The 23,201-nt window shown below is 70.7% G+C and carries 30 protein-coding genes and 1 pseudogene; 11 read left to right on the top strand and 20 right to left on the bottom strand.

Annotated features, from left to right (window positions below):
* Position 1: 1 nt before the first annotated feature.
* The 3 genes from BN4251_RS06240 to BN4251_RS06230 all read right to left on the bottom strand — a co-directional run bounded on the left by BN4251_RS06240 (position 2) and on the right by BN4251_RS06230 (position 2,163).
* Positions 2-994: a TAXI family TRAP transporter solute-binding subunit gene (locus BN4251_RS06240; RefSeq protein WP_087484248.1), complete on the bottom strand. Its 993-nt coding sequence runs from the start codon at positions 992-994 to the stop codon at positions 2-4.
* Between the two features lie 219 nt (positions 995-1,213).
* Positions 1,214-1,525 carry a 4a-hydroxytetrahydrobiopterin dehydratase gene (locus BN4251_RS06235; RefSeq protein WP_087484247.1) on the bottom strand — a complete coding sequence of 104 codons (312 nt, stop codon included), beginning with the start codon at positions 1,523-1,525 and terminating at the stop codon, positions 1,214-1,216.
* 32 nt (positions 1,526-1,557) lie between these two features.
* Positions 1,558-2,163, bottom strand: a complete 606-nt coding sequence (locus BN4251_RS06230; protein WP_170931852.1) for a GrpB family protein — start codon at positions 2,161-2,163, stop codon at positions 1,558-1,560.
* 165 nt (positions 2,164-2,328) lie between these two features.
* Between BN4251_RS06230 and arfB the strand changes: the two genes are divergently transcribed.
* Positions 2,329-2,769, top strand: a complete 441-nt coding sequence (arfB, locus tag BN4251_RS06225) for an alternative ribosome rescue aminoacyl-tRNA hydrolase ArfB (RefSeq protein WP_087484245.1) — start codon at positions 2,329-2,331, stop codon at positions 2,767-2,769.
* Positions 2,770-2,840: 71 nt separating this feature from the next.
* Positions 2,841-3,428, top strand: coding sequence for a 1-acyl-sn-glycerol-3-phosphate acyltransferase (locus tag BN4251_RS06220; RefSeq protein ID WP_087484244.1), 588 nt, complete (start codon positions 2,841-2,843; stop codon positions 3,426-3,428).
* A 17-nt stretch (positions 3,429-3,445) separates the two neighbouring features.
* On the opposite strand, the gene BN4251_RS06215 is transcribed toward BN4251_RS06220, so the two are convergent.
* Positions 3,446-4,210 carry a DUF429 domain-containing protein gene (locus BN4251_RS06215; RefSeq protein WP_087484243.1) on the bottom strand — a complete coding sequence of 255 codons (765 nt, stop codon included), beginning with the start codon at positions 4,208-4,210 and terminating at the stop codon, positions 3,446-3,448.
* Positions 4,211-4,296: 86 nt separating this feature from the next.
* Here BN4251_RS06215 and BN4251_RS06210 point away from each other — a divergent pair, with 86 nt between their 5' ends.
* From BN4251_RS06210 to BN4251_RS06200, 3 genes are read left to right on the top strand one after another with little or no spacing between them, the layout of a single operon-like run.
* Positions 4,297-5,121 (top strand): DUF3152 domain-containing protein, encoded by an 825-nt coding sequence (locus BN4251_RS06210; protein ID WP_140398399.1) that lies wholly within the window; start codon positions 4,297-4,299, stop codon positions 5,119-5,121.
* Between the two features lie 19 nt (positions 5,122-5,140).
* A complete protein-coding gene (locus tag BN4251_RS06205) occupies positions 5,141-5,905 on the top strand; it encodes a dihydrofolate reductase family protein (protein ID WP_087484241.1) in 765 nt (254 codons plus the stop codon).
* The gene (locus BN4251_RS06200; RefSeq protein ID WP_087484240.1) at positions 5,898-6,407 is read left to right on the top strand and encodes a flavin reductase family protein; all 510 of its coding nucleotides are present in this window, start codon (positions 5,898-5,900) and stop codon (positions 6,405-6,407) included. Before BN4251_RS06205 ends, BN4251_RS06200 begins: the two co-directional genes overlap by 8 nt.
* Positions 6,408-6,441: 34 nt before the next feature.
* Here BN4251_RS06200 and BN4251_RS06195 read toward each other — a convergent pair whose 3' ends face one another.
* The 5 genes from BN4251_RS06195 to BN4251_RS06180 all read right to left on the bottom strand — a co-directional run bounded on the left by BN4251_RS06195 (position 6,442) and on the right by BN4251_RS06180 (position 8,981).
* Positions 6,442-7,398: a phosphatase PAP2 family protein gene (locus BN4251_RS06195; RefSeq protein WP_087484239.1), complete on the bottom strand. Its 957-nt coding sequence runs from the start codon at positions 7,396-7,398 to the stop codon at positions 6,442-6,444.
* Positions 7,399-7,551: 153 nt separating this feature from the next.
* Positions 7,552-7,836, bottom strand: a complete 285-nt coding sequence (locus tag BN4251_RS06190; RefSeq protein ID WP_087484238.1) for a hypothetical protein — start codon at positions 7,834-7,836, stop codon at positions 7,552-7,554.
* Entirely contained in the window at positions 7,833-8,006 is a 174-nt protein-coding gene (locus BN4251_RS18240; protein ID WP_170931851.1) for a hypothetical protein, read from the bottom strand. The genes BN4251_RS06190 and BN4251_RS18240 overlap by 4 nt, the downstream gene beginning before the upstream one ends.
* A 77-nt stretch (positions 8,007-8,083) precedes the next feature.
* A complete protein-coding gene (locus tag BN4251_RS06185) occupies positions 8,084-8,524 on the bottom strand; it encodes a YtoQ family protein (protein ID WP_087484346.1) in 441 nt (146 codons plus the stop codon).
* Between the two features lie 70 nt (positions 8,525-8,594).
* The gene (locus tag BN4251_RS06180) at positions 8,595-8,981 is read right to left on the bottom strand and encodes a VOC family protein (RefSeq protein ID WP_087484345.1); all 387 of its coding nucleotides are present in this window, start codon (positions 8,979-8,981) and stop codon (positions 8,595-8,597) included.
* A gap of 133 nt (positions 8,982-9,114) precedes the next feature.
* On the opposite strand from BN4251_RS06180, the gene BN4251_RS06175 reads away from it, so the two are divergent.
* Positions 9,115-9,861: a sulfurtransferase gene (locus BN4251_RS06175; RefSeq protein ID WP_087484237.1), complete on the top strand. Its 747-nt coding sequence runs from the start codon at positions 9,115-9,117 to the stop codon at positions 9,859-9,861.
* A 27-nt stretch (positions 9,862-9,888) separates the two neighbouring features.
* Here BN4251_RS06175 and BN4251_RS06170 read toward each other — a convergent pair whose 3' ends face one another.
* Genes BN4251_RS06170 through BN4251_RS06150 form a run of 5 tightly spaced genes read right to left on the bottom strand, consistent with a single transcriptional unit; the run spans position 9,889 to position 13,735 of the window.
* Entirely contained in the window at positions 9,889-10,533 is a 645-nt protein-coding gene (locus BN4251_RS06170) for a hypothetical protein (RefSeq protein WP_087484236.1), read from the bottom strand.
* 13 nt (positions 10,534-10,546) lie between these two features.
* Complete coding sequence (locus BN4251_RS06165; protein WP_087484235.1) at positions 10,547-11,704, bottom strand: trans-sulfuration enzyme family protein; 1,158 nt, start codon at positions 11,702-11,704, stop codon at positions 10,547-10,549.
* Positions 11,705-11,749: 45 nt separating this feature from the next.
* A complete protein-coding gene (locus tag BN4251_RS06160; RefSeq protein ID WP_087484234.1) occupies positions 11,750-12,727 on the bottom strand; it encodes an aldo/keto reductase in 978 nt (325 codons plus the stop codon).
* Complete coding sequence (locus BN4251_RS06155) at positions 12,717-13,409, bottom strand: class I SAM-dependent methyltransferase (protein WP_245810225.1); 693 nt, start codon at positions 13,407-13,409, stop codon at positions 12,717-12,719. The genes BN4251_RS06160 and BN4251_RS06155 overlap by 11 nt, the downstream gene beginning before the upstream one ends.
* 26 nt (positions 13,410-13,435) lie before the next feature.
* Complete coding sequence (locus BN4251_RS06150) at positions 13,436-13,735, bottom strand: putative quinol monooxygenase (RefSeq protein ID WP_087484233.1); 300 nt, start codon at positions 13,733-13,735, stop codon at positions 13,436-13,438.
* 128 nt (positions 13,736-13,863) lie between these two features.
* On the opposite strand from BN4251_RS06150, the gene BN4251_RS06145 reads away from it, so the two are divergent.
* From BN4251_RS06145 to BN4251_RS06130, 4 genes are all read left to right on the top strand, one after another.
* Entirely contained in the window at positions 13,864-14,604 is a 741-nt protein-coding gene (locus tag BN4251_RS06145) for a sulfurtransferase (protein WP_087484232.1), read from the top strand.
* A 240-nt stretch (positions 14,605-14,844) separates the two neighbouring features.
* On the top strand, positions 14,845-15,564 hold the full coding sequence (locus tag BN4251_RS06140) for an MSMEG_4193 family putative phosphomutase (RefSeq protein ID WP_170931850.1): 720 nt from the start codon (positions 14,845-14,847) through the stop codon (positions 15,562-15,564).
* Positions 15,561-16,124, top strand: coding sequence for a DUF3090 domain-containing protein (locus BN4251_RS06135; protein ID WP_087484231.1), 564 nt, complete (start codon positions 15,561-15,563; stop codon positions 16,122-16,124). The genes BN4251_RS06140 and BN4251_RS06135 overlap by 4 nt, the downstream gene beginning before the upstream one ends.
* Complete coding sequence (locus BN4251_RS06130) at positions 16,124-16,891, top strand: SCO1664 family protein (RefSeq protein WP_087484230.1); 768 nt, start codon at positions 16,124-16,126, stop codon at positions 16,889-16,891. The genes BN4251_RS06135 and BN4251_RS06130 overlap by 1 nt, the downstream gene beginning before the upstream one ends.
* A gap of 51 nt (positions 16,892-16,942) precedes the next feature.
* Here the strand turns inward: BN4251_RS06130 and BN4251_RS06125 are convergent.
* The 4 genes and pseudogenes from BN4251_RS06125 to BN4251_RS06110 all read right to left on the bottom strand — a co-directional run bounded on the left by BN4251_RS06125 (position 16,943) and on the right by BN4251_RS06110 (position 20,127).
* Positions 16,943-17,845 (bottom strand): annotated as a pseudogene (locus BN4251_RS06125) (dihydrodipicolinate synthase family protein).
* Positions 17,821-18,399 carry a hypothetical protein gene (locus tag BN4251_RS06120; protein ID WP_087484229.1) on the bottom strand — a complete coding sequence of 193 codons (579 nt, stop codon included), beginning with the start codon at positions 18,397-18,399 and terminating at the stop codon, positions 17,821-17,823. Before BN4251_RS06120 ends, BN4251_RS06125 begins: the two are co-directional and overlap by 25 nt.
* 108 nt (positions 18,400-18,507) lie before the next feature.
* Positions 18,508-19,128 carry a hypothetical protein gene (locus tag BN4251_RS06115; RefSeq protein WP_140398398.1) on the bottom strand — a complete coding sequence of 207 codons (621 nt, stop codon included), beginning with the start codon at positions 19,126-19,128 and terminating at the stop codon, positions 18,508-18,510.
* Positions 19,129-19,374: 246 nt separating this feature from the next.
* Complete coding sequence (locus BN4251_RS06110) at positions 19,375-20,127, bottom strand: aspartate/glutamate racemase family protein (protein ID WP_087484227.1); 753 nt, start codon at positions 20,125-20,127, stop codon at positions 19,375-19,377.
* Between the two features lie 19 nt (positions 20,128-20,146).
* Here BN4251_RS06110 and BN4251_RS06105 point away from each other — a divergent pair, with 19 nt between their 5' ends.
* Complete coding sequence (locus BN4251_RS06105; protein ID WP_087484226.1) at positions 20,147-21,433, top strand: ISL3 family transposase; 1,287 nt, start codon at positions 20,147-20,149, stop codon at positions 21,431-21,433.
* Between the two features lie 168 nt (positions 21,434-21,601).
* Here BN4251_RS06105 and BN4251_RS06100 read toward each other — a convergent pair whose 3' ends face one another.
* Both BN4251_RS06100 and BN4251_RS06095 read right to left on the bottom strand, forming a co-directional pair.
* The gene (locus tag BN4251_RS06100; RefSeq protein WP_087484225.1) at positions 21,602-21,889 is read right to left on the bottom strand and encodes an SDR family NAD(P)-dependent oxidoreductase; all 288 of its coding nucleotides are present in this window, start codon (positions 21,887-21,889) and stop codon (positions 21,602-21,604) included.
* Positions 21,890-22,120: 231 nt separating this feature from the next.
* Complete coding sequence (locus tag BN4251_RS06095) at positions 22,121-23,185, bottom strand: helix-turn-helix transcriptional regulator (RefSeq protein ID WP_245810224.1); 1,065 nt, start codon at positions 23,183-23,185, stop codon at positions 22,121-22,123.
* Positions 23,186-23,201 lie beyond the last annotated feature (16 nt).

Here is a 23,201-nt window from a genome sequence, read left to right as displayed (position 1 = left end):
CTCAGAGGAGTCCCTCTTCCTCGTAGTACTTCTGAGCGCCCGGGTGCAGCGGCACATCGCCCTGGCCCGAGAGCGCGAAGTCGTGCCCGATCAGGCCGCCCTGGGCGAGGGTGATCGACTCCGAGTGCTCGAAGGTGGCCTTGGTGATCTCGTACCCGAGCTCGGGGCTGACCTGCGTGGTCGAGGCGATCAGCGCCGCCGCGACCGAGAGGGTGATCACCGGTTCCTCGAGGAAGTCGTAGGCGTCCGGCTCGATCGTGTACACGTCGAACAGGCTCTCGGCGGCGACCTGGTCGGCCTTGTCCTGCTCGAGGGAGACGAGCTTGACATCGTTGGTCGCGGCGAGGTCCCCCAGGGACCCGGTGGGGGTGCCGACCACGAACACCGAGGCATCGATGTTGTTGTCCCGCAGCAGGTCCAGGGAGCTGGCGAAGTCCTGCTCGAACGCCTCGTAGTCGCCCTCGCCGATGTCGTGGGCGGCGAGGATCGCATCGGAGACGGCACGGGTGCCGGAGCCGACGTCGCCCACCGCGATGCGCTTGCCCGCGAGGTCCGCGGCGGTCTCGATGCCGCTGCCGGCGAGGGTGACGATGTGGGCGGCCTCGGGGTAGAGACCGGCGATCCAGCCGATGTTGTCGACCTGCGCCCCCTCGAACTCCCCGGCCCCGGTGACCGCGGAGTTCGCGGTGTCGGACTGGGCGATGCCGAGCTGCCACTCGCCCTGGAAGATCATGCCGATGTTCTCCACCGAGGCGCCGGAGTCGGTGTAGTTGACGGTGACGCCGTCGATGTTCGCCTCGTAGATCGCGGCGTACTCACCGCCCAGCGGGTAGTACACACCGCCGGTGCCGCCGGTGCCGAAGGTCAGATCGGTGACGAAGTCGCCCTCACCGCCGCCTTCTCCTCCTCCGCCGGCGCTGTCGCTGCAGGCGGCCAGGAGGCCCAGCGCGGCCAGCGGGCCGAGCGTCGCGAATGTCCGTCGTCCGATTCTCATGAGTGCTCCTCATCCTCGAGGCGATCGTGCCGATGTACGGGTAGGCCCGCGCTGTTCTCCAGGACAGGAGCAGAGCGGGTGCGCCCATCACACCACAGATGCGCACTTCCTCCAGGGAATGTGGATACCTGCTAGGCAACAGTGCCGTAACGGTCGCTCACCCAGCGTGATGCGGCCGGACGCCCGGACGACAGCGGCCGACGGGTTCCCGGGAGGAGCTCAGCCCTTCGCGGCGGCGCCCAGGTCTGCGGCATGCGCGCTGATGGCGCGTGCCAGATCGATGTCACGGCTGGTGACGCCGCCGACGTCGTGGCTGCTCAACGTCACCGTGACCTCGGGATAGGTGAGCGTGAGATCGGGATGGAGGTTCGCCTGCTCGGCGGAGGCGCCGATGCGCTGCACCAGCTCGAGGCCGGTGGCGAAATCACCGGTGGCGAAGCGTGCCGAGAGGGTCTCCCCCTCGCTCCTCCAGCCGGCCAGCTCGGCTGCGGAGATCTCGGAGGCGGTCAGGATCTGCGTCGGATCTGCCATTCCCCCATCGTGCCCCTCAGCCGCCCTCCCGGCTACCCCTGTGCGCAGGAGCCGTCGCGCGCGGTGACGAAGGCTGTCTTGGCCTGCAGGTAGGCCAGCCGGTCCCCGGGATGCTCGCTCGCCAGGCGCTGCTTGAGCCGCCTGTACTCCTCCCGTGCCTCGGTGCTGGTGCGCAGGTGGTCGCGGAAGCTGAGATAGCGGCGCCACTGGGCGCCGCCGTGGTCGACGACGTGCACGTTGACCAGGCGGATCCCGGGCTCGAGCTCGAGGGCGTACATCCGGTCGGGCCGGGTGCCGTCGGCCTCGCCCCGGTAGAGGTGGCCAGCCGCCATCAGCCAGCCGTGCAGCACCTGCGGGGCGGTGCCGGGACGCTGACCGATCGCCACGTCCAGGAGCGGCTTGGCGGGCAGGCCGGGCACGGCGGTGGAGCCGACGTGCTCGATCCCGAGCACCTCGGCCGGCCGGGGGGGCGCGAGCGCTGCGGCGAAGCCGTCGAAGGCCTCGGCCCAGCGGGGCGAGGGGGCGGCGACCACGACCCTGCCGCGGCGCACCCCGAGATCGGCATCGCAGAGCGCAGCCGCGAGCGCGGGCAGCATCGGGGCGGCGTCCTCGCTGCGCCGCAAGGGTGCCTGCGCCATCCCGCCGCTCCTCTCGCTGGGCTCACTGGTACTGCTGTATTGGCTGGTCCCGCTGGTCCCGCGCTGCGGGTGATGCCCGCCGCCGCGATGACCATAGGCCGCACGCGCGTCGCGGCGGCGCGCTGATCGCAGGGCGGACCTCCCGCCGTGCGGCACACTGGCGGGATGGACGATCTGCTGATCACGCCGGGGCCCGGAGCGCCTCGCGGGCTGCGGGTCCCGGAGTCGGAGCTGGTGGAGCGGTTCTCCCATGCCTCCGGGCCCGGCGGCCAAGGCGTGAACACCACCGACTCGCGAGTCCAGCTGAGCCTTGACCTGGGATCCACGAGCGCGCTCGACGAGGCGCAGCGCAGCAGGGCGCTCCTCCAGCTCGCGGCACGCCTCACCGGCACGGTGCTCACCGTGACCACGGCCGAGCATCGCTCGCAGAGGCAGAACCGTCGGGCGGCCCGGGAGCGGCTGGCCGCGCTCCTGCGCGAGGCCGTGACCCCGCCGGTGCCGCGGAAGGCGACCCGGCCCACCCGCGGCTCGACGCGTCGGCGGCTCGAGGCCAAGCGCCGACGCTCCGACCTCAAACAAGCACGCCGACGTCCCGGGGCAGGGTGATACCGGGCCACCTCCGAGCCGACCTGCGGATTCCGCTCCACGGCGAGGCGGCTGTCGCTTAGGTTGAGCGCATGGTCCGACGCCTCCTCGCCTCCGCCTTCTGGGCCCTGTCCCCCTGGAAGCTCGTCACGGAGCCCGCTCCGCAGCGGCCCGCCCTGCTGATCGGAGCGCCGCACACCTCCAACTGGGATTTCGTGCTGATGCTCGCGATCGCCTGGCGCCTGCAGCTCCCGATCCGCTGGCTGGGGAAGCACAGCCTGTTCACCGCGTGGCGAGGGCCGATGATGCGCGCCCTGGGCGGGATCCCGGTGGATCGCAGAGCACCGAGCAAGGTGGTGGGCGAGGTCGTGGAGCGCGTGCGCTCCGGTGAGGTGTTCGGGCTGGTCGTCACCCCGGACGGCACCCGGCGCGGCCACTCCCACTGGAAGTCCGGCTTCTACCGCATCGCCCGCGCCACGGGCATGCCGCTGGTGCTGGGCTACGTGGACCGCACCACGATGACCACGGGCCTGGGACCCATCCTCGAGCTGACCGGGAACATCCCGGCGGACATGGACCGCATCCGCGCCTTCTACGCCGACAAGGCCGGATACCTCCCCGAGAACAGGGTCGAGCCGCGCCTGCGCGAAGAGGAGGCACCGCCGGCCGACGCCGGCTGACTCCCCTCGGTCGCTGCTCAGCCCATGGCGGACCCGGGGCCGCGGGGCAGATCTCCCGGGCGCGGCAACCAGATCCATCCCTCCTGGAGCGCGAGCTCGCGCTCCCGTGAGGATGGGCCGACGGCGCGGCCCGCCTCGACCTCCCGCGCCACGAGCGCGGCGAGCACCGCGTCGAGAGCATCGTCGTGGGCCTCGCAGACGGCGCGATGCCCGTTCCAGTCCAGCCACGGCAGCGCCTCCTCGAGCGCTGTGAGCAGCGCGGCGCGGGCGGCGGCGTGGCGGGCACCCTTGTAGCCTCGATGCGGCAGCCCCCACTGCCGCAGGGCAGCGGCCGGGTACACCTCGCACAGCACCCCGGAGCCATCGCGCGAGACATCGACCCCGAGAACCCGCAGCCTCGCCTCGATCCCCGCCCAGCGCAGCGCGGGGTGGGCGATCCTGTCCGTGGAGACGCTCAGCGGCGTGAGCCCGGTGCGCTCATGGACCGCGAGGTCGGTGGCTCGCATCGCGAGGCCGCGCCGCCACGCACCCCCGGTGGACTCGGGGGCGGGCAGCTCTCCTGCCGCATGCGCACCCAGCAGCTCCACGAACCCGCGCGGCCATCCCAGCGGCACGTCCACCCCGACCTTCAGCGCCCCCTCGAGCACCTCGAGCAGGTGCTCGTCCTCCGCGCCGCGCACCGCCCGCTCGATCCGCACCCCCTCGAGATCCTCCGCGAGCACGGCCACACCGGTGCCGCGGGCCTGGGCGGCGAGGTCGATGCCGACGAACCGTGCACTCATCCCACCAGGCTACGACGGGAGGAGAACGCTTCCCTGGTCCCGCGTTTCTGCGGAGTCCACGGCGCACACTCCTCTACCGTGGGCATGTGTCACAGCCCACCGCCCCGCGTCCCCGACTGCGATTGACGCGCCGTGGCCGGCTGGTGCGCTCGCTCCTGGTGCTCGTGCTCGCAGTGCTGCTGGTGATCGCCCTGATCTCGCTCGTGCGCTCCCTCGGAGGCGATGCGGCGAGCGCCGACCCGGCCCCTGCATCGACGTCGCCCGGTCCCGAGAGCGCCTCCCCCGCTCCGTCGGCGGAGCCTGCTGCTCCGGAGCAGGCGAGCAGCACCCCGGAGACGGAGGGTGAGACCTCTGCGGAGCAGACGGAGATGGTGCGCAGCGGCACCGTGGGCGAGGGCACCTGGCAGTTCGCTCCGGCCGCGGAGGCGGAGGTTCCGGAGGGCGCGACGGTCCACACCTATGCGGTGCGGGTCGAGGACGGCATCGGGATCGGAGCGGGCGAGGCCGCGGAGGAGATCGCACGGGTCCTCGCCGATCCGCGCGGCTGGCAGGACGTCGAGGACGTCGTCTTCCAGCAGGTGGGCTCCGCGGAGGACGCCGAGTTCACGATCTCCCTGGGATCGCCGCCCACGGTCGATCTGCTGTGCCTGCCCGCGCGGACCGGCGGCATCTGGAGCTGCCGGATCGGCAGCGAGGTGGCGCTGAACTCCGATCGCTGGCTGCACGCGACCCCCACCTACACCGACCTCGCGGAGTACCGCGCCTATCTGGTCAATCACGAGGTGGGGCACTTCCTGGGCCATGGCCACGTCGAATGCACCGGTGACGGCGATCCGGCGCCAGTGATGCTGCAGCAGTCGATGGAGCTGCAGGGATGCGTCCCGAACGCCTGGCCGGTGAGCGCCTCGTAGTCACGCGTAGGGTGCAGAGATGGAACTCCTCGAGCACGGCGCACAGGTTCCCGACCCCCTCCAGCCCTATCTCGACGTGGATCGCTCCCACCCACGCCACGAATGCTGGGTGACCGGGCACATGGTCGCAGGTCTCGACGGCACGGCCGCCATCGACGGACGAGTCGGCGCTCTGTCCACCGCTCCTGATCAGTCGCTGTTCCGGCGCATGCGCCAGAGCGCCGACGTGGTGCTGATCGGCGCGGAGACCGTGCGCCGGGAGGGATACGCGCCGATCCGTCTGTCGGAGCGGGCGCGCGCACTTCGCCGTCAGCGCGGGCTCTCCCCCGTCCCGCCGGTCGCGGTGGTCAGCCGGAGCCTCGACCTGGACCTGTCCTCCAGCGTCTTCGTCCGCGCCCACGAGGAGGCACGCACCCTGCTGATCACCTGTGCCGCGGTGGACCCGCAGCGGCTGGAGACGGCACGCGAGGTGGCCACGGTGCTGATCGCAGGGCAGGGGCGGGTGGACCCCGCCACCGCGCTGCGCGCCCTCGCCGAGCGCGGGCACCGAGTCGTGCTGTGCGAGGGCGGTCCGCGCTGGCTCGGCGAGCTCGTGGCGTCGGACCGTCTCGACGAGCTCTGTCTGACACTCTCCCCGCTCATGGGCGGCGATCCCCTGCCCGTCAGCGTCACCCCGCCCGGGGCCGGCCTGAGCCGCTTCGCGCTCCGGGGAGCCATGGTCGAGGAGGACACCGTGTTCCTGCGCTACGAGTCCGTTCCCGCCGGGGGCAGCGCCGATGGTTGACGGGGACTTCACCGCTCTGATGAGCGCGGCGGATCCCGCGATGATCGTGGTCACCACCGCTGTGGAGGGCGAGCCGGCGGGATGCCTGGTCGGCTTCCACGCCCAGTCGAGCGTCCTCCCGGCGCACTACGCGGTGCGTCTGTCGAAGGCGATCCACACCTACCGGGTGGGACTGCGCGCTTCTCATTTCGCCGTCCATCTCCTCAGCGTCCATGACATCGCTCTCGCGGAGCTGTTCGGGACCCGCTCCGGGATGGATACCGACAAGTTCTCGGGTCTCGACGTCGACCTCGGTGTCGCGGGCGTCCCGCTGCTCGGCGCGTGCCCGCATCGGCTGCTGCTGGAACGGATCACCCTGCTCGACGACGGCGGAGACCATGTGGGCGTGAGCGGGAAGGTGCTCAGCGCGCAGTCGCCGGGCCGCCTCGAGCCGCTGCGGCTCTCTGCCGTCGCGCATCTGAGGGCCGGTCACGACAGCGCGGAGCGGGCCATCCGACCCTGATCAGCGCGCCGGGGTCTCCTGACTCGCCGGTGGGTCAGCGCAGGAGGGGGCGTCGCGGGGCGCCTTCCCCCGTGCGGATCTCGCGGCGCTGCGGCGCGCGGTGCTGACCGACGAGGAGATGCTCGGCCGGCGGCTCGGCGGGAGCAGCCGGTGGCCGTCCCTTGCCGGTGACGCCCGTCGGGGCGGGGGCACGGGGCGTCCTCTCGGGGCGCGGCTCCGCCTCGATGTCCGTGGCGATCCCGGTGCGCTCTGCGGCCTCGTCCCGTCGGCGCCGTGCGCGCCGGTCCCAGTCGACGATCAGGCGCAGGAACAGCCCTCCGGCGAGCAGCCCGCCGATCAGATCGGTCATCCAGTGCCAGCCCAGCAGGAAGGACACGGTCACGGAGTTCACGCAGATCAGCACGACGGCCCACTGCAGGCCCCGCACGAGGCGGCGGGAGGCTCCGCTGTACTGGGCGATCAGATAGACCGCCGCACCGTAGATGAGCACCGCCTCCGAGGCATGGCCCGAGGGGAAGCTGATCCCCTTGGTGCCCATCTCCAGCAGCCCGGCCTCCATGAACTCGGGGTCGCGCTCATAGGTCACGCCCCGTGCCATCAGCACCTTCATCGATCCGATGCCGACCACGAAAGCGGCCTCGGCGCGCACCGCGATGAGGATCGGCCGCCAGGAGCGTCGACGCCGGGCGAGCACGATCGCGACCGCCGCCAGGATCGGGACGCACACGATCTGGCTCGCCACCCGGTCCAGCACGTTCTGCGCGAACGGGATCAGCGAGGGGTCCAGCCGGTACAGCCATCTCTTGGCCAGGAACAGGTCGAGATCCTGCAGCACCCCGGCGGCGAGGATGGTGAAGAGCACCAGCGCGACGGTGAGCACCGGGGCGGAGGTGAGCCGCTCGAACAGGCTCCGTTCGCCGTCGGTGCCGGGACGCCGGGCGAGTCGGGACTCGCGCACGGCGTCGGCCGGCGTATGCGAGTCGGCGACCATGATCCGTCGAGCCTAGGAAAGTTCTCGGTCTGCTGTCTCGCCCGGGCGGCGGACCCCGCAGAGGATCACACTGCGCCATCCGCCCCGGGTTCAACGAGCTCGCCGCGCCGCTCGGCGAGCTCCGCTCGGCGTGAGCGCCGCTGTGCGGGCCGGTCAGTCCCCGGTCAGCGCGGTGAGCTCACGCTGGTGGCGACGCATTGACATCACGAGGTAGGTGCTGAGCAGGCCGCCGCCGACGAGGGCGATCGCCACCAGCAGCCAGACGCCCACCACGGGCTCGACCAGCTGCAGGACGTACACGACGATCACGGCGATGGCGAGGACGAATCCCTCGGCCACGGCGAATCCGATCAGCGCACGCTGCTGCCGCTTCTGCTGGGTACGCCGGAGCTCCTCGGCGCGTGTCGAGGCGGGAGACCCGTGGGGATGCTGACTCATACACACATCGTAGTGAGCTCTCTCGCCCAGGTCTGCTGGTAGAGAGCGAGCCGTGCGGCGCCGTCCGTGTCCACGCAGGTGCTCGACACCAGGACGCGGAAGGGCTCTTCGGCGCCGCATCTCGCGACGGCGAGGTAGATGAGCGCGGCGGCGTCAGTGCCGACGGGCACCAGCCGTGCCTCGGTCAGCTAGTAGTCGTCCCAGCCGCGGCGCTCCAGCGCCATGAGCTCCTCGGGCACCGGCATGATCATGCCTTCAGCACGTAACGGAGGGTCTCGACCACCTGATCGGTGGTGGTGCACCAGGCCTTCGCCTCGGCGTCGACCTCCTTGAGCGGGTGGATGAGGTCGGCGTCGTGGAGCGTGATGTAGGGCGTGCCGAGCGCTGCGGCGAAGCCGGCGTCGAAGGCGGCGTTCCACTGCTTGTACTTGTCGCCGAAGCGCACCACCACGAGGTCCGCCCGCTCGATCTGGGTGCGGGTGCGGATGGCGTTGACCTTGGCGGACTGGTGGTCGCGCCAGAACTGACTGTCGTTCTCGCCCAGGTGGTCGCCGGCCGCGTCGCTCGCGGGGTGATCGGTCACAGGGGCGGTGAAGGTGATGTCCAGGCCGGCGGCCTCGATGCCGCGGCGGATCTCCTCGCGCCAGTCGGAGTGGATCTCACCGGAGAGGTGGACGGTGAAGTTCATGACGGGATCTCCTGAGGTGTGGGTGGGCACTGCCTGCACGCTCACCATCCCATCATCTCAGCGCGGATGCTCACCTGACCGGCGTCATCACCTCGATGCGGTTCCCGAAGCCGTCGCGCGCATGGAACCGCAGGTATCCCTCGAAGGTGTCCCGCTCCGCCCAGGAGAGCTCATACCCGCCGCGCGCGATGCGCCGGGCCACCTGCTCCAGCTGGTCGAGGCTGTCGCAGACCAGCCCGGGGTGGGCCTTGTTCGCCGGGCGGAACGGGTCCTCGACGCCGAGGTGGATCTCCGCGGTGACGAGCTCGCCGTCGAGAGCCCGGAACCAGCACCCGCCGCGGCCGGCGAGGTCCGGCGGCTTCTGGACCTCCTGCAGTCCGAGGGCTTCCCCGTAGAAGCGTCGCGCCTCGTCCTCCTCGCCGCGGGGCATGGACACCTGCACGTGGTGGAGTCTCATCTGCATTAATCTTCCTTCCGCTCCTGCCACTGGATATCTTGAGATCAAGACATATCAAGCCTAGGTCTCGCACCGCGCCGGATCCAGGCCCCGCCCACAGCCTCCGCAGCTGCGCTTCGGTAGGCTCGCCCCCGTGGAACCCGTCCTCAACATCGCCGCCTATCTGTTCACGCCGATCACCGATCGTGAGCAGCTGCGCCCCGTGCTGCGCGAGCGCGCGGACGCCGCGGGCCTCAAGGGCACGATCCTCCTCGCGGAGGAGGGCATCAACATGTTCCTCGCGGGCGAGGCGGGCGCCGTGCGCGGCTTCGTCGAGCAGCTGCGCGAGGAGCCGAGATTCGCCGCGCTGACCACGAAGGAGAGCTGGTCCGCCCAGCAGCCGTTCGGGAAGATGCTGGTCAAGCTCAAGCGCGAGATCATCCGCATGGACCACCCCACGATCCGACCGCTCGAGGAGCGAGCGCCGGCAGTCGCCCCGCGCACCCTCAAGCGCTGGCTGGACCAGGGGCACGACGACGAGGGCCGCGAGGTCGTCATGCTCGATACGCGCAACGCCTTCGAGGTGGACTACGGCACCTTCGAGGGGGCGCTGGACTGGCGCATCGCACGGTTCACCCAGTTCCCCGAGGCCGCCGCCGCCCACCGCGAGGCTCTCGAGGGCCGGACGGTGGTGAGCTTCTGCACCGGAGGGATCCGGTGCGAGAAGGCCGCGATCCACCTGCGTGAGGAGGGGATCGATGCCCTCCAGCTCGACGGGGGGATCCTCGGTTATTTCGAGGCTGTCGGCGAAGCGCACTACGACGGCGAGTGCTTCGTCTTCGACGAGCGCGAGGCGCTGGCGCCCGACCTCAGCCCGCGGGCCGACGTCGCCGCGTCCTGAGAGTCCGCCGCCCCCGCGGCAGCGCGCTCACCGCTGGCGCGGCGGGCTGTCGAGGAACAGCTGGTGCGCGGCGTTGAGCAGCCCCATCACCTCGCCCTGACTCATACCCTTCACGCCGGGGACGTACACGTGCCGGTGGGTGCGATTCCAGATCGGTCCGGTGGCCGGTGAGATCCGCGGCCGGAGCTCCGGGGCGAGCCTCTGGTTCACTGCGGCGAGGCCGGCGGCCGTCAACGGCATCACCGCCCGTCGGACGAATCCGTCGGAGTTCTCGTTACGCACCAGGCGATGCTGGGCCGGTCCCACGTCATGCCACGGGATCGGGCCCACGCCGCGCAGCGTGAGACCGCGCGCATCGAGGATGACGGGCTGGCGTTCGAGCGCGAGGTAGCGCACCTGCCGGCGATAGCCGAGGACGAGCAGCACTCCCAGCACGGCGAGCATGGCGTAGACGCCGAACACCCCGAACACGATGCCGAGGCTGATCTCCGCTCCCCCGAGCAGCACGAGCGGGATCACGACCAGGGGAGCCAGCGCGAGCAGGCCCACCAGGCCTCCCAGCACCAGGAAGAGCCACCGCGTCACGCGTGACCAGGTCGCCGGTTCGCCTCGCAGGGTGACCTGCCCCGTCTGCCGCAGGGCGCTCCAGGCCGTGTCGGTTCCCGATGCCATGGCAGCAGGATAGTCAGGCGCCCGGGGCACCGGAGAGGCCGCGGAGGCCTTCGTCCAGATCCGTCCAGAGGTCCTCGACGTTCTCGATCCCCACCGACATCCGGCACAGCGTGGCGGGCACGCCGGAGGCGGCATCGCCCGCCCAGCGGGCCCGACGCTCGATCGAGCTCTCCACGTCGCCGAGGCTGGTGGCGTGGGCGAACAGGCGCAGACCGGCGAGGACCCGCTCGGTCTGCTCCGCCGTCCCGAGGGTCTCGAAGGAGACCATCGCCCCGCAGCCGCCCGGCAGCACTCGGGCCGCGCGCTCCTGCTCGCTGTCCCCGGGCAGTCCCGGGTAGTGCACAGCGGCGACCGACGGATGCTGGGAGAGCCGGCGTGCCAGCTCGAGCGCGTTCGCCTCGGCGCGGTCCAGGCGCACGGCCAGGGTGCGCAGCCCGCGCAGGGCGAGGAACGGTTCGATCCCGCCGGGGATGGAGCCCGCGTCATGCCGGTATCCGGCGATGCTCCGGGCATGCTCCTCCGACGCGGCGATCACCACGCCGAGCAGCAGATCGGAGTGGCCGCCGAGGAACTTGGTGGCCGAGTGGACCACGAGATCTGCGCCGAGCTCGAGCGGTCGCTGCCGCAGCGGGGTCGCGAAGGTCGCATCGACGGCGATCAGCGCGCCCTTCTCGCGGGCGCCCGCGGCGATCGCGGGGATGTCCGCGACCTCCATGGTGGGGTTCGCGATCGACTCGAGCCACACCAGATCCGCGCCGTCGGCCGCCGCGAGCACGGCGGCGGTGTCCGAGGGGTCGGCGGTGCGCACGCTGAGCAGGCCGCGCTCCGCGAGGCGCCCGAACCAGTGGCTGACCCCGTGATAGGCGGTGGGCGGCAGCACCACCACGCCGCCGACGGGCACCAGATCGGCGACCGCGGCGATGGCCGCCATCCCGGAGGCGAAGCTGATGGCGTGCCCGCCCTCGAGCGCGCCGAGCGCGGTCTCCAGCGCGTCCCAGCCCTCGTTGCCGTCACGGCCGTAGGGGCGGTCGCTGTCGTGGATGTACTTCGCACTCAGCGTGATCGGAGTGTTCACCGGTGCACCGGGGGTGCGGGCGGGGCGACCTGCCTGCACGGTCACGGTGTCCGGGCGCAGGGAGAGCTCAGGGGTGTGCGGATCCGGGAAGGTCATGATCCACGGTAACGCCACCCCCGGTCCCGCTGCGCCCCGGTCCGCTCAGCGGCGCGGGGCGGCGAAGGTCGAGTGGCCGGGGCCCGAGCCGGGGGCGACGACGGCGTCGATCGCCTCGAGCTCGTCGGCCGTCGGCTCCCAGGCGACGGCGCTCGCGTTGGCGGCGACCTGCTCGGGGCGGGTCGCCCCGGCGATGATGGTATCCACCGCGGGCTGTGCGCGCAGGCCGCCGAGGGCGATCTCGAGCATGCTGCGACCAGTGCGCTCGGCGAGCTCCCGGAAGCCCTCGACGACGTCCCAGCGGGCGCTGTCGAAGCGGGCCGTCTCGGTAGCGAGGCGGGTCCCCTCGGGAGCGCCGTCGGCCTTCGAGTACTTGCCGGTGAGCAGCCCGTAGGCGAGGGGGAAGTAGGGCAGCAGGCTCATCCCGAAGTGCTCGAGGGCCGGCACCAGCTCCGTCTCGGCGCTGCGGTTGTACAGGGAGTACTCGTTCTGCGCGGTGATGAAGGCGGGGGCGCCGACGGCATCGGCGAGGTGCGCGGCGTCGGCGACCTCCCAGGCGGCGAGGTTCGAGCAGCCGATGTAGCGGACCGTGCCCGAGCGCACCAGGCCGCCGAGGGTCTCGAGGGTCTCCTCCATCGGGGTGATGCGGTCCGGGGTGTGGAGCTGGAGGAGATCGATGTGGTCGGCGCCGAGGCGGCGCAGGGAGCCCTCCACCGCACGGAGGATGTAGCCACGGCTGGCCCGGTTCGCGCGGGCACCGGGATAGGTCTCCCCCATGTCCATGCCGAACTTGGTCGCGATCACGACCTCCTCGCGGCGAGCGCCGAGGGCTCTGCCGAGCATCGTCTCGGACTGGCCGACGCCGTAGGCGTCCGCGGTGTCGAAGAAGGTCACGCCCGCATCGAGGGCGGCGTGGACCACGGCGGTGGCCGCGTCCTGGTCTATCCGTCGCCCGAAGGCGTTGCATCCGATGCCGAGCGCGGAGACGACGAGACCGCTGGAGCCGAGGGAGTCATAGCGCATGGCTCCAGGCTATCCCTGAGCAGGCGCTGCTCGGCCGACGGTCTGCACCTCGGCTCCGAGGGCGGCGGCACCCCCGGGTCAGTCGCGGCGCGCGAGGATCGCTCCGTGCCGCCGTGAGCCGGGATCGGTGCGCGTCTCGGTGCGGGTGACCGTGAAGCCGGCCGACCAGGCGATCCATGGGCCAGAAGAAGGCGGTCGTGACGGCATGCTCGAAGGGCAGCAGGTCGGGACCCTCGAAGAAACCCACCGCGAGGCCGCCTCCGGGGGCGAGGATCCGGTGGAGCTCGCGCAGCGCGTCAGGGAGGTTCTCGGGCGCTGTGTGGATCAGGGAGTACCAGGCGAGCACCCCGCCGATGGTGCCCTCGTCAGCACCGATGGCCTCGGCGCGGCCGACCGAGAAGCTCTCCCCGGGGTAGGTCGCACGGGCCAGCTCGACGAACTCGGCCACAGGGTCGATGCCGCGCGCGTCGGCTCCTAGTCCTCGGAGGAGGTGCGTCCACTGTCCCGGCCCGCATCCGACATCGTGCACCGGCCCTTCGATGGCCAGTGCCCATTCGCGCACGAGGGCGATGTCCGCCTCGGCGAGGCTCTCCACGGCCCCGAGGAGGGAGGCGTACTCCTGCGCGCGCCTGCCGTAGGCGTCCCGCACGGCGCTGAGCGCTGCAGGTCCGGGGGTCTCCATACGATCCAGAGTAGAGCGGATCGATCTCAACCAGGGGCGGGCTGCTCCTCGTTCCGGGTGACGACGTAATCCCGCGGGATCGCCGTCGTGGCCTGGCCCCACTCGCTGGCCCTCACCCTCGCCTGATGCGCATCGAACGCCGTCTGGTCGGCGAACAGCTCCGCGACGGTCCAGACGAGCGGGTCCTCCGACTCCGCGACCTCGAAGCGGAGGCAGCCCTCCTCGGCGCGGGTGAGCTCGACGTGTCGGGGCAGGTGGCGTCGGACGACCTCCGCCTGCTCGGTGTTCTCACAGAGCAGGCGGCCGGTCAGCTCGATGGTGGTCATGCGGCACGGTATCGCGTGCCTGGCGGAACGGTGGCGCCGAGGCGCGGAGGACCGTGAGGTCCCGCGTCGCGCTGTGATCTCGTCGGCTCCCGACCTCCCGCGCGAGCACGCGTCGATAGGCTCGACGCGTGGAACCCGTCCTCAACATCTCCGCCTACCTGTTCACCCGGATCACCGATCGTGAGCAGCTGCGTCCCGTGCTGCGCGAGCGCGCGGGGGCGGCCGGGCTGAAAGGCACGATCCTCCTCGCGGAGGAGGGCATCAACATGTTCCTCGCCGGCGAGGCGGAGGCCGTGCGCGGGTTCGCCGGCGCGCTGCGCGGGGACCCCCGCTTCGCCTCCCTGACCACCAAGGAGAGCTGGTCGCTGGAGCAGCCGTTCCGCAAGCTGCTGGTCAAGCTCAAACGCGAGATCATCCGGATGGACCACCCCACGATCCGCCCTGGCCAGGAGCGCGCCCCGGCGGTCACGCCGCACACCCTGAAGCGCTGGCTCGATCAAGGGCACGACGACGACGGCCGAGAGGTCGTCATGCTCGACACCCGCAACGCGTTCGAGGTCGACTACGGCACGTTCGAGGGCGCGATCGACTGGCGCATCGAGAGGTTCACGCAGTTCCCCGACGCAGCCGACACGCATCGCGATGCTCTGGACGGGAAGACCGTGGTGAGCTTCTGCACCGGAGGGATCCGGTGCGAGAAGGCCGCGATCCACCTGCGTGAGGAGGGGATCGATGCCCTCCAGCTCGACGGGGGGATCCTCGGTTATTTCGAGGCTGTCGGCGAAGCGCACTACGACGGGGAGTGCTTCGTCTTCGACGAGCGCGAATCGCTCGGCCCCGACCTCACGCCGCGCCGGTCCTCGCAGTGAGTCCGCGGCGGTGATCGCGCCGGTCTCCGCTGCGGGGAACGACGCAGGCGTGGGCCTGCCGCGCCGGTGAGCCGCTCACGCGTGGCGGACCCAGCGACGTCTCTCCCCCTGTGGGCGGTAGCCCATCGCTGACCATGCCCCTCGCCGAGAGCGTTCCCCCTGGGAAGCATGAAGGCCCGCACGCAGCGGTGCTTGACCGGCCAGGATGTCCCACGCCCCGTCCGTCGTTAGGCTGAGGGGATGGCAACGGTTCTCCTCGTGCGGCATGGCCGCACCACAGCCAATGCGACGGGAATGCTGGCCGGACGGGCTCCCGGCGTCCACCTCGATGATCTCGGAGAGGACCAGGCGGCGCGGACCGGGGACAGGATCGCCGCCGTGCCCGTGGCCGCAGTGGTCTCCAGCCCTCTCGAGCGCTGCGCGGAGACCGCTCGGGCCATCGTCGAGCACCAGAGCGGCGCACCGTCCTCGTCGGTCGAGCCCGACCTCACGGAGTGTGATTACGGCCGGTGGCAGGGCCGCCCGCTCAGCGAGCTCGCGGCCGAGGATCTGTGGCAGGTCGTGCAGTCGCACCCCTCTGCCGTCACCTTCCCCGGCGGTGAGTCCATGGCAGGGATGCAGGCCAGGTCCGTGGCCGCGATCCGTCGCCACGATGCGGCCGTGGAGTCCGAGCACGGGCCGGGAGCGGTGTGGGTGGCGGTGAGCCACGGCGACATCATCAAGTCGGTCCTGGCCGACGCGCTCGGCATGCACCTCGACCTGTTCCAGCGGCTCGAGGTGGGGCCCGCCTCCGTATCGATCGTGAGCTACGGTGCGAGCCGCCCGAGGGTCCTCGCGACCAACACCGCCGCCGGCGATCTGTCGTGGCTCGCTCAGGGCATCCCCTCCGGCGATGCAGCGGTGGGGGGCGGTGCAGGCACTCCCACCGAGGGCGGCCGGACGCCTAGGATCAGGACATGACCGACGCGCCTGCACACGTTCACGAGTTCGACTGGCCGGATCGAGTCGTCATCGGGACGGTCGGGCCCCCGGGAGCTCGCACCTTCTACCTGCAGGCGCGCGCCGGGGCGCAGATCGTGAGCGTCGCCCTGGAGAAGGAGCAGTCGGCACTGCTCGCGCAGAAGATCGACGAGATCCTCGACCAGCTCCGGACCCTCGAGGGCAACCGGTTCAGCGTTCCCACCAGCACTCCCGTCGAGCTCGTCGACAACGATCCGCTCGAGGCCGTCCAGGAGCAGTTCCGCACCGGGACCATCGGCATCGGGTGGGATCCCACCACCGCCCAGGTGATCATCGACGCGCATCCCCTCCCCGCCGACGACGACGCACCCGAGGAGGACTCGCTCGACGGCATCGCCGAGGCGGAGTCGGAGATGCTCCGGGTGAAGATGCCGGTCGGCACCGCCCGCGCGTTCACCCAGCGCACCCGGGAGATCGTCGACGCCGGCCGGCCCCTGTGCACGCTCTGCGGCTATCCCATCGACCCCGACGGCCATACCTGCACCCTTCCCGAGATCTGATGACCGGGCCGGACCTGGTGACCGCGGAGCTGACACTCACCGGTCGCCTCACGACGGCGTCCAACGCGACGTTCCTGGGCCGCATCGGTGACGCAGCGGTCGTCTACAAACCGGTGGCGGGCGAGGCCCCGCTCTGGGACTTCCCCAGCGGCACCCTGGCTCGCCGCGAGGTGGCCGCCCACCTGATCTCCCAGACCCTCGGATGGGACATCGTGCCGCGCACCTGGCTGCGCGACGGCCCGCTGGGCGAAGGGATGGTGCAGCTCTGGCAGGAGCAGGACCCTTCCCAGCGCGCCGCGGACCTGGTCGCGACGGACCAGATCCCTGAGACGGGCTGGCGAAGCGTGCTCGAGGGAGAGGCCCAGGACGGCCGGAGGATCACCCTCATTCATGAGGACTCACCGGCGCTGCGACGCATGGCGGTGTTCGACATGATCGTCAACAATGCCGATCGCAAGGGCGACCACATCCTCGCCATGGCGGACGGGCATCGCTACGGCGTCGACCACGGGCTCACCTTCCACCGCGAGCACAAGCTGCGCACGATCCTCTGGGGGTGGCTGGGAGACGAATTGAGTGCCGAGGAGCGCGAGGGCATCGACCGTGTCAGCGACGGGCTGCACGGAGAGCTGGGCCAGCACCTGAGGGAACTGCTCAGCACCGACGAGATCGCAACGCTCGCCGCGCGCTGCGCCGAACTGCGTGCGGAAGGACGGTTCCCGGCCCCGAGCGGGCAGATGCCGGCGGTGCCGTGGCCTCTGTTCTGAGGGTGTGCCACATCTTCCGGCGAGGGCGCAGATCCGCTCTCTGCGTGGGACTCACTCGAGGCCGAGCTCGTCGACCACCTCGGCGACTCGAGCGCGCTGGGCCGCGTCGAGGCCCTGGATCGGCAGCGGAAGGCATTTCTCCGGGGCGAGGCCCAGCTGCTCGGCGATCACGGCGACCACGCGCAGACTGCCACCGAACTCCGCGAACAGGCTCCACAGCGGGGCGAGGCGCTCGGACCCGGCCATCGCGTCCTCGGTACGCCCTTCCCGCGCGGCCCGGCTGATCGCGAGGGCAGGGCCGGGGACGGTCCCGCCGAGGACGGAGTACCAGGCGTCGCAGCCCGCGTTCAGCCCGGTCGCGGCCATCGCGTCACCGGAGACCCCGATCGTGACGTGCTCGGGCACGGCAGCGCGGATCTCCGCGACCTGTGCGCGAGCCCGCGTCGGGTCGGCGGGGACGCCGGGGATCTTCAGCGAGGCGATGCCCGGCAGCTCGGCGATGCGCGCATACAGCTCGGTGGTGAAGGTGAAGCGGGTGGTGCCGGGGTTGTCGTAGACGATGACCGGCAGCTCCGTGCGCTCGGTGACGGTGCGGAACAGCCCGAGCACGTCATCCTCGGTGAGCGGCTGATAGGTGATCGGGCCGAGCAGCACGCCCGCCGCACCCGCGGCCTCCGCGCTCTCCACGTGCGTCAGCACCTACGATGTCCGCAGCGCCCCGACCCCCACGAACACCGGTGTCCCGCCCGCGTGCTCGACGGCGAGTCGCGCGACCCGTGCGCGCTCGGCGGCCGTGAGATAGGCGTAGGAGCCGGTCGAGCCGAGCGCGGTGATCGAGTCGACGCCTGCCGTGGCGAGCCGCTCGATGAGGCCGACGAACGCCCGCTCGTCCACGGCGTCGTCGGTGATGGGGGTGAGCGGGAAGGCGCTCAGTCCGGTGAAGGTGCTGTCCATGGGCTCTCGAAGTCGACATCGGGGTGCCGCTCCTCGTAGGAGAGGGCGAGCTCGAGCCAGACCCCGCGCGCCGCGCTCTGCTCGGTGCCGTCGGTGAGCATGCGCAGCGAATCGTGATGGGCCATACGCCACAGCAGGTCATGGACCGTGGCCTCGGCAGCCGGGTCGATCGTGAGCACGACGTCCGCAAAAGCCAGATCGTGCTCCTCCCCGAAAGGCCGGACGAGCCCGTGGGCGCGCTCGCACGCGCGCGTGTACGGGGCGCGCCACTGATCGAGCCTGTCCCGGTGCTCGCGTCGTCGCCGACTGCTGATCAGGCGGGCGATCATGCCGAGCTCGGGCCTCGGGGTGCTGTCGACCTCGGCGTTCGCGCGGGCGATCCGTGCGAGGGCGTCACTCACCGCCGCCGGGTCGGCCCCCGGGGCGTGGATCCACACGGGGAAGTCGCTGCCGGGCAGGACCGAGGCCCAGTGACGGCTCGCCACGAGATCACGGATCCGTTCGTCCTCCCAGGCGAACTGCTCGTCCAATCGGCTCTCGGACTGTTCCGGCATGACACCTTTCCGCGGCACGGCCCGTCCGTCCTCGCTCGGGCATCCTACGGTCCAGGGATCTCCGCAGGCTCTGCGCACTCCCCGAAGGACACGCCAGTGCCGTTCCGGTCACCTCCGACGAGTGCGGGGCGTCGGGGACAGCGCCCATGCCAGCACCAGCGCCAGCACGGCGACCGAGAGCGGCCCCACCGCCATCCCTCCCAGGACCGAGGAGAGCGCGTCGGCTATCCACCCATTATCCGTCCATCCGGACGCCAGCCCCTCACCCCAGGTCAGCAACGTGACGCCCACACTCACGAGCGCGACGAGACCCACCACGGCCGTGATCCAGATCTTCCTCCACGGGATCCGCACTGCGTCGCGCTCCGGGTCCCGGTGGCGGTCGACCTTCTGACCGCTGTGCCTCTCGACGGCAGCGATGATGCGGCGACTGCTCGCTCGGATCCGGGAGAGCGCGAAGCGAATCGGCCCGCTGCCCGAGCCGGTGTCGCGGATCCCGACCTCGAGCTCGCCGGTGGACCGATTCCACACGAGGCTCTCCACGCGCTCCCACTCGATGACATGCGCATCACGATCCTCGAAGGTGCGATGCAGGCCCCGCTGATCGACGATGAGGCCGAACGCCCCTTCCTTCTTCGTGCCTCGCTTCACGAAACGCACGCACAGCGCCACCACCATTATCGGGCCCGAGGCGAGCATCGCCGCTTCGATGTTGGTCGCGGTCTTCATATGCTCGAAAGTCGTCTGGCTCGCGAGGATTCCGTGCCCGCCCACGATCCACAGAGCGATGACCTGCGATGTCGCGACGACTCCACACCCGACGACGGTCAAGAACGCCATCTCGAGGACGAACGCGTTCCCCCTGCCCTTTCCTCCGGCTCCAGCGAATGTGGTCATCTGCTGATCGTCATCCCTCCTGTTGGCCACCGCTCCCGGACAAGGCGCGGTGTGCGAGCATATCGACTGCATTGCTGATCACGACAGTGACTGCGGTTCCGCAAGTGCGGCATCGACCGCGGCCGCGGCATGCAGTGCGGTCGATGCGAACACCGGCACGGGGACGTCGTCCTCGCCGAGGAGCAGCTCGATCTCGGTGCAGCCGAGGATGACCCCTTCGGCGCCCTCGGCGACGAGACCTTCGACGATCTCCCGGAGCTCGCAGCGCGACTCGTCACGGACGATGCCGAGCACGAGCTCTTCATAGATCACCCGGTGCACCGCCGCTCGTCCGGGCGCATCGGGCACGAGGGTCCGCACGCCGTTCGCCGCCATCCGATCGCGGTAGAACTGCTCCTCCATCGTGAATCGAGTGCCGAGCAGCACGACCGTCGACAGCCCGGCATCGATGATCGCGGCGGCGGTCACGTCGACGAGATGGAGGAACGGGACGCTGATCGCGTTCTCGATCGTGCTGGCGACCTTGTGCATGGTGTTCGTGCAGAGCACGATGACCTCCGCACCGGCGGCCTCGAGCGAACGCGCCTCCTGCGCGAGCACCTCGCCGGCCGCCGCCCACTCCCCCGCCACCTGCATGCGTTCGATGTCGGCGAAGTCGACGGATCCGAGGACGCAGCGTGCGGAATGCAGACCGCCTCGACGCTCGCGCACCCGCTGGTTGAGCAGGCGGTAATAGGGCTCTTCGCGGCTCGTGGTGAAGGAGAGCGTCGCGTCGCTGGCGTAGAACGACCCGTGGTCCTGCTGTGATGGGTGTTGTCTAGACAGCCACATCCCAGAGGACCACGAGCCTGTGCATGAGAATACGGGTTCGCAGCGAGATGCTGCGAGCACGATCTTCAACCTGCCCGACTACCGCGTCATCGACGCGATCGACCTGCCCGATGGAGGCCGGCGGGTGGTGATCGAATCCATCGAGCCGCCGGGCTGTCCGTCGTGCGGGGTGCTCGCGACCAAGGCCCACTCCCGCCGATCCCAGAAGGTGCGAGACGTGCCCGTGGCCGGGGCGATGGCGGTGGTGTGGGCCAAGCGGCGCTGGTTCTGCCTCGAGTCGGCCTGCGCCCGGCGCACGTTCTGGGAAGCGACCGACCAGGTCCCGCACCGCGCGCGCTCGACGACCCGGCTGCGGGATCAGGTCGTCTCCGCGGTGATCACCTCTGGCCGGGCAGCCTCGGAAGTCGCCCGGGCCCATGGCGTCTCGTGGTGGCTGGTCCAGGCCGCGCTGGCGGCTGCCGCCGTGGTCCTGCCCACCGCCGAGGACGTGTCAGTGACGCGCCTGGGCATCGATGAGCACCGCTACCGGTCGGTGCGCTGGTTCCGCACCGACGACGGTGCCTGGAGATGGTTCGAGCCCTGGATGACGACCCTGGTCGACCTCTCCACCGGGCAGGTCCTCGGTATCGTCGACGGCCGGGACTCCACCGCCGTCGGCGACTGGCTCGCCCAGCGCTCCGAGCTCTGGCGGGAGCGGATCGAGATCGTCGCCATCGATCCCTCGGCCGCGTTCCGCAAAGCACTGCGGACCTACCTGCCCCGCGTTGCGGTCTCGGTCGACAAGTTCCACCTCGTCAAGCTCGGAAACGACATGGTCACCACCGTCCGTCAGCGTCTCGCCCGCGCTCATCGTGGTCGTCGGGGCCGGAAGGACGACCCGGCCTGGGCCCACCGGATGCTGCTGCTGCGCGGAGCTGACACCCTCACCCCGAAAGCGTGGGACCGCCTGGAGACGGTGTTCCGCACCGATGACCCCACCGACGAGCTCTCGGCCGCCTGGGGCATCAAGGAGCAGCTCCGCCGCTTGCTGGCCACCGACACCCTCGCCCAGGCCTGGGACGAACGGATGCGGATGGGCTACTTCGCCCAGCTCGCGAACATGCCCGAGGCGACCAAGCTCTACGACACCGTCGTGACCTGGTGGGACGCGATCGAGGTCCTCATCGTCACCGGCGCGACCACCGCCCGAGTCGAGGCAGCGAACACCGGCATCAAGAACATCAAACGCACCGGTCGCGGCTTCCGTAACGCGGAGAACTACCGGACCCGTATCCTGTTAGCCAGCGCCGCGAGAACCGTAGCGTGAATACCCGCTACAGCAGGGTCATTCACCACGAACCGCGAAGAGCCGGTAATAGAGGGCGGAGCTCTCCCAGCTCATCCCGCCGATCAGGCCGATCTTCTTCATGGGTTCGATGCTATAAGGCACGACGGTCACACACGAGCGGGCCGAGCGCGCGGCTCCCGCCGGACGTCACAGGGCCGCACCTGACCTGGCTGTCGCGATCAGCTGCTCCGAGACCTCCCAGAGCCGTCGGGCGGTGTCGGGATCCAGGGCGTGCGGCAGCACGCCGGCCAGACCGTGGAGCTGCTCGACGACCTCGGCCTCATGGCAGTCCTCGAAATAGCGCCCTCCGATGCCCCGCACCTGAGGCGACGCGGCCAGGAACAACGACGTCGCGGCGCCCTGCTCGGGGGACTTCATGCGGAACAGCCCCGTGGCCTCGGCCTGGCGAGCATTCTCCTCATTGGTGGCCCGCACCTCGTCGCTCCAGTGCCGTTGCAGCGGTGTCCAGACACCGCCGGGCGTCAGGGCGTTCGCCGTTCGTCCTCCCAGGCGAAATCTGCGTCCATTCGGCTCTCGGCCTGATCCGGCAGGGCATCTTTCCGCGGCAGGGCCCGTCCGCCCTCGCTCGGGCATCCTACGATCCAGGGATCTCCGCAGGCTCTTCGCACTCCCCGAAGGACGCGCGAGCGCGGCTCGGGTCACCTTTTACGAGTGCGGGACGTCGGCGACAGCGCCCATGCCGTCGCCCGCCGCGCGCAACATCCTCGCCGCGGCAGCCCTGACACGGTCTCGGAGCTCGTCCGGCCCCTCGATCGTCACCTCGCAGTCGAGAGCCCCGATCACCGACGGCAGCCAGTCGAGGCTCTCGGCATGGATCTCGGCCCGGAACCAAGGCAGACCACGCTCGCCCATCCCGGCCTCACCGCGGTCCACTCGCTCGAGCCGGGCCACGCTCCGCGGCAGGTGAACCCGTATGTGATCCTCGGTCGTTCGGAGGCGCAGCACCACGTGCCACCGATACTGGGCATCGGCGAACAGATCGAGCAGGTGCCCTTCCGCGTCGGGGAGCCGAGGCGGGGTGAAGGTCTCGGGCAGAGTCCGGGCCGATCGCACCCTGTCGACCCGGAACGTCCGCTCCTGCTGCTGGTCCGTATCGAAGGCGACGAGATACCACCTGTTCGCGTGAGCCACCAGGCCGTACGGATGAACCGCACGCCTGGACGCGACACCGTCACGGCTGACGTAGCGCAGGTCGAGTCCCTGTCGGCGTGCGACGGCCTCCGCCAGGGTCAGCATCACGGCAGGGTCAGGAGGAGTCTCGCCGTGCTGGGAGGTACGCGTCATCACCCCGAGCAGGGCATCGACCCGCTCCGCTTCAGAAAGCGGCAGCGCTCGTCTGATCTTCGACAGGGCAGTCTGCGCGGAGATCTCCGGCTCGCGTGATTCCGCCTGCGCGCGGGCGAGCCCGAGAGAGACCGCGACGGCCTCCTCGGCGCTGAACATGAGCGGGAGGACTCGCTGCCCAGGGGCGAGCCGATAGCCGCCGTAGCGCCCCCGCAACGTCTCCACGGGCAGCCCCAGATCGACCATCCGCGCCACATCTCTGCGGATGGTCCGCTCGTCGACACCGAGCCGATCTGCCAGCTCGGCGACAGTGCGCTGCTGCGCGGACTGCAGGAGCTCGAGCAGCTCCAGCGTTCGAGCGGTCGTATCGGCCATGACATCCATTGTTGCGCAGATACAGGACAGTTCCCGCCCGGTATCCGCCATACCGTGATGTCCGTGG

Source organism: Brachybacterium massiliense (genome assembly GCF_900184245.1).
In the GTDB taxonomy this organism is placed as follows: Bacteria; Actinomycetota; Actinomycetes; order Actinomycetales; family Dermabacteraceae; genus Brachybacterium; species Brachybacterium massiliense.
This window is presented reverse-complemented; position numbering and strand designations above follow the sequence as displayed.

What these genes read in the sequence shown, in the direction of transcription:
- BN4251_RS06240 (WP_087484248.1), bottom strand. Translation starts at nt 994, where the DNA reads ATGAGAATCGGACGACGGACATTCGCGACGCTCGGCCCGCTGGCCGCG.
- BN4251_RS06235 (WP_087484247.1), bottom strand. Translation starts at nt 1,525, where the DNA reads ATGGCAGATCCGACGCAGATCCTGACCGCCTCCGAGATCTCCGCAGCC.
- BN4251_RS06230 (WP_170931852.1), bottom strand. Translation starts at nt 2,163, where the DNA reads ATGGCGCAGGCACCCTTGCGGCGCAGCGAGGACGCCGCCCCGATGCTG.
- arfB (WP_087484245.1), top strand. Translation starts at nt 2,329, where the DNA reads ATGGACGATCTGCTGATCACGCCGGGGCCCGGAGCGCCTCGCGGGCTG.
- BN4251_RS06220 (WP_087484244.1), top strand. Translation starts at nt 2,841, where the DNA reads ATGGTCCGACGCCTCCTCGCCTCCGCCTTCTGGGCCCTGTCCCCCTGG.
- BN4251_RS06215 (WP_087484243.1), bottom strand. Translation starts at nt 4,210, where the DNA reads ATGAGTGCACGGTTCGTCGGCATCGACCTCGCCGCCCAGGCCCGCGGC.
- BN4251_RS06205 (WP_087484241.1), top strand. Translation starts at nt 5,141, where the DNA reads ATGGAACTCCTCGAGCACGGCGCACAGGTTCCCGACCCCCTCCAGCCC.
- BN4251_RS06200 (WP_087484240.1), top strand. Translation starts at nt 5,898, where the DNA reads ATGGTTGACGGGGACTTCACCGCTCTGATGAGCGCGGCGGATCCCGCG.
- BN4251_RS06195 (WP_087484239.1), bottom strand. Translation starts at nt 7,398, where the DNA reads ATGGTCGCCGACTCGCATACGCCGGCCGACGCCGTGCGCGAGTCCCGA.
- BN4251_RS06190 (WP_087484238.1), bottom strand. Translation starts at nt 7,836, where the DNA reads ATGAGTCAGCATCCCCACGGGTCTCCCGCCTCGACACGCGCCGAGGAG.
- BN4251_RS06185 (WP_087484346.1), bottom strand. Translation starts at nt 8,524, where the DNA reads ATGAACTTCACCGTCCACCTCTCCGGTGAGATCCACTCCGACTGGCGC.
- BN4251_RS06180 (WP_087484345.1), bottom strand. Translation starts at nt 8,981, where the DNA reads ATGAGACTCCACCACGTGCAGGTGTCCATGCCCCGCGGCGAGGAGGAC.
- BN4251_RS06170 (WP_087484236.1), bottom strand. Translation starts at nt 10,533, where the DNA reads ATGGCATCGGGAACCGACACGGCCTGGAGCGCCCTGCGGCAGACGGGG.
- BN4251_RS06165 (WP_087484235.1), bottom strand. Translation starts at nt 11,704, where the DNA reads ATGACCTTCCCGGATCCGCACACCCCTGAGCTCTCCCTGCGCCCGGAC.
- BN4251_RS06160 (WP_087484234.1), bottom strand. Translation starts at nt 12,727, where the DNA reads ATGCGCTATGACTCCCTCGGCTCCAGCGGTCTCGTCGTCTCCGCGCTC.
- BN4251_RS06155 (WP_245810225.1), bottom strand. Translation starts at nt 13,409, where the DNA reads ATGGAGACCCCCGGACCTGCAGCGCTCAGCGCCGTGCGGGACGCCTAC.
- BN4251_RS06150 (WP_087484233.1), bottom strand. Translation starts at nt 13,735, where the DNA reads ATGACCACCATCGAGCTGACCGGCCGCCTGCTCTGTGAGAACACCGAG.
- BN4251_RS06140 (WP_170931850.1), top strand. Translation starts at nt 14,845, where the DNA reads ATGGCAACGGTTCTCCTCGTGCGGCATGGCCGCACCACAGCCAATGCG.
- BN4251_RS06135 (WP_087484231.1), top strand. Translation starts at nt 15,561, where the DNA reads ATGACCGACGCGCCTGCACACGTTCACGAGTTCGACTGGCCGGATCGA.
- BN4251_RS06130 (WP_087484230.1), top strand. Translation starts at nt 16,124, where the DNA reads ATGACCGGGCCGGACCTGGTGACCGCGGAGCTGACACTCACCGGTCGC.
- BN4251_RS06120 (WP_087484229.1), bottom strand. Translation starts at nt 18,399, where the DNA reads ATGCCGGAACAGTCCGAGAGCCGATTGGACGAGCAGTTCGCCTGGGAG.
- BN4251_RS06115 (WP_140398398.1), bottom strand. Translation starts at nt 19,128, where the DNA reads ATGAAGACCGCGACCAACATCGAAGCGGCGATGCTCGCCTCGGGCCCG.
- BN4251_RS06110 (WP_087484227.1), bottom strand. Translation starts at nt 20,127, where the DNA reads ATGTGGCTGTCTAGACAACACCCATCACAGCAGGACCACGGGTCGTTC.
- BN4251_RS06095 (WP_245810224.1), bottom strand. Translation starts at nt 23,185, where the DNA reads ATGGCGGATACCGGGCGGGAACTGTCCTGTATCTGCGCAACAATGGAT.